At 62.8% G+C, this 3,077-nt stretch carries 2 protein-coding genes and 1 pseudogene; all 3 read left to right on the forward strand.

The window, feature by feature from the left end; translation table 11 throughout:
• The coding region (locus ACYVDE_RS18655; RefSeq protein WP_460503054.1) for a WG repeat-containing protein at positions 1-721 on the forward strand (721 nt) is incomplete at its 5' end.
• A gap of 295 nt (positions 722-1,016) precedes the next feature.
• Positions 1,017-1,835, forward strand: coding sequence for an SDR family oxidoreductase (locus ACYVDE_RS18660; RefSeq protein WP_460503055.1), 819 nt, complete (start codon positions 1,017-1,019; stop codon positions 1,833-1,835).
• Between the two features lie 101 nt (positions 1,836-1,936).
• Positions 1,937-3,077: pseudogene (locus ACYVDE_RS18665) on the forward strand (MGH1-like glycoside hydrolase domain-containing protein); the annotation flags it as partial.

Below are 3,077 nucleotides of genomic sequence, written 5' to 3' on the forward strand. Positions count from 1 at the left end.
GGCGGCGCGGCCGCACCTGCAACATCTTGCCACCGAAGCCCGTGCCCGGCCGCGCCTGCTGCTGGGCGCGGGTGGTGCCGTGCTGCTTGTACTGCTCGTGTGGGCTTTTGCGCACCGGAGTAGCTCTGAGCCGGTGCCCTACCAGGAAAACGGCCGCTGGGGCTATGCCAACGCCAGCGGCGAGCCAGTCATTAAGGCTCAGTTCGCGTCGGCCGCGCCGTTTGTGGATGGGCAGGCGGTGGTGGAGAAAGACGGTGCATTTGGGCTGGTGGATGAAGCCGGTAAACCGGTAGTTGCGCCGGCCTACGATGCCATCAACCCTTACCGCGGCGGCTACGCCCGGGTGCGGGTAGGGGAGGCCTACACCTTCCTTGAAGAAGGCGGCCAGGAGTTCGACCACTACTTTTTCAACGCGCTCGACTTCGCCGAAGGCCACGCCGCCGTACTCGACCACCGCGGCTGGTTCTACATCAACGGCCCCGAAGTGCCCGACAAGCCGGTAATTTTCAAGGAAGCGTATTCCTTCGTCGATGGTCTGGCCCGCGTGCGCCTGGCCGATGGCTATACCTTCATCACCCCCGATTACCTCAAAGACCCCACCAGCGGCACCAAGCCCTTTGGTCGCTACCAGCTGGCTGCCGACTTTGTCGATGGCAAAGCCCGCGTGACGCAGAACGGCCGCCGCTTCCTCATTGACAAAAACGGCGAAGAAGTGAAGTAGGAGCGGGCCCCGCCCCCGTCCGGTGCTGCCGGTGCGCGTCTACGACGCGTGCCGACTGGGGGCGAGCCTGCGGCTCGGATTGTGCTGGTAATGGTGGATGACACTGCTGCCCGAGCCATGAGTGTGAAACTGCTTGGCGCGCTAGCTTACCTATCTCGGGGCATGAAAACCAAACCAAGCCCGACAGTGCGCGTACGTTCAGGCAGTGGCATAATGCTGCCGCCGCGGCTTCATCGAAACCTCAGCGCCGGGCCGTAGCATTGGCCTGTCATCCTTCAACCCCAAAACTTAGCTCATGCCTGCAACTCCCGACCCCCGGCGTCTTGCCAACCAAATTGCCCTCGTCACAGGCGCCAGCTCCGGCATCGGCGTGGCCGTGGCCGTGGCGCTGGCCGCCCACGGCGCATCCGTAGTAGTGAACTACGGCCACGACGAAGACGGCGCGAAGTCTACCGTCGCCACCATCGAGGCGGCCGGCGGCACGGCCCTGGCCATCAAGGCCGATGTGAGCAAGGAAGACGAAGTGCAGGCCATGTTTAAGCAAACCATCGAGCGGTTCGGTACGGTGCACATCGTGGTGGCCAACGCCGGACTGCAGGTCGATGCCAAGTTTGTGGATATGACCCTGGCCCAGTGGCAGAAGGTGATTGACGTGAACCTGACGGGCCAGTTCCTCTGCTTGCGCGAAGGAGCCCGCGAGTTCATCCGCCGCGGCGAGCAGCCTGAGATTTCCCGCGCCACCGGCAAGCTCATTTGCATGAGCTCGGTGCACGAAGTCATTCCGTGGGCCGGCCACGTGAACTACGCGGCCAGCAAAGGCGGCATCATGCAGTTGATGAAAAGCACTGCGCAGGAGCTCGCGCCGCACAAAATCCGCGTCAACAGCATCGCGCCCGGCGCCATCGCCACGCCTATTAACCTCTCGGCCCGCGACACGCCCGAGGAGGAAAAAGCCCTGCTCACGCTCATTCCCTACAACCGCGTGGGCGACCCGGCCGACATCGGCAACCTCGCCGCCTGGCTCGCCTCCGACGAAGCCGACTACATCACCGGCCAAACCATTTTCATGGACGGCGGCATGACCTTGTATCCCGGCTTCGCCGACAATGGGTGATGAAGTGTTGAGGGTTGAGTTTTGAATGTTGAGTTAGCCGTTGTGCGCCTTTCAAAACGCAACTCAACACTCAACATTCAATACTCAACCCTTAATCAAGCATGACCCCCGAACACCAACGCCTACAGGAAGCCCGCGACGGCCAAAAATCCTGGCGCAAATGGGGCCCCTACGTGGCCGAGCGCCAGTGGGGCACCGTGCGCGAAGACTACTCGGCCAACGGCGATGCCTGGAACTACACCACCCACGACCAGGCCCGCAGCCGCGCCTACCGCTGGGGCGAGGAGGCCCTGGCCGGCTTTTGCGACGACCAGCAAACCATCTGCTTCGGCCTGGGCCTCTGGAACGGGCAGGATGCCATCCTGAAAGAGCGCCTGTTCGGCCTGAGCGGCACCGAGGGCAACCACGGCGAGGACGTGAAGGAGGTGTACTATTACCTCGACGCCACGCCCACGCACTCGTACCAGCGGATGCTGTACAAGTACCCGCAGCACGCCTTCCCCTACGAGTGGCTGGTGAAGGAAAACGCCCGCCGCGACCGGATGAAGCCGGAATTCGAGCTGATGGACACGGCCATGTTCCACGAAAGCCGCTACTTCGACGTGTTCGTCGAGTTTGCCAAGGCCGATACTGAGGATATTCTCATCCAACTCACCATTGTTAACCGCGGGCCCGACGATACGAAGCTGCACCTGCTGCCGCATCTCTGGTTTCGCAACACTTGGGCCTGGGGCAATGATGACTACCGCCCGGCGCTGTCGGCCACGGCCGACGGCCACATTCACGCCGAGCACCGGGATTTGGGCGCGCTCACATTGTATTGCGACGAAGCCCCCACGCTGCTCTTCTGCGAAAACGCCACCAACAACGCCCGCCTCTACGAGGCGCCATCCGATGAGCAGTTCTTCAAAGATGGTATCAACAACTACCTGCTGCAGGGCCAGGCCGATGCCGTAAACCCCGCCCAAACCGGCACCAAGGCCGCCGCGCACTACGAGTTGGCCATCGGCCCCGGCGCCACCCGTGTGGTGCGCCTGCGCCTGGCCGCGCCTGGCCAGGAAACCCCTTTTGCCGATTTCGACCAAACCCTGAGGCTGCGCCAGGCCGAAGCCGACCTATTTTACACTGAGCTACAGGCGGGTCTGGCCGATGCCGACGCCCGCAATGTGCAGCGCCAGGCCTTTGCCGGCATGCTCTGGAGCAAGCAGTTTTATTATTACGACGTGAACCAGTGGCTTGACG

This window comes from Hymenobacter agri (assembly GCF_054778495.1).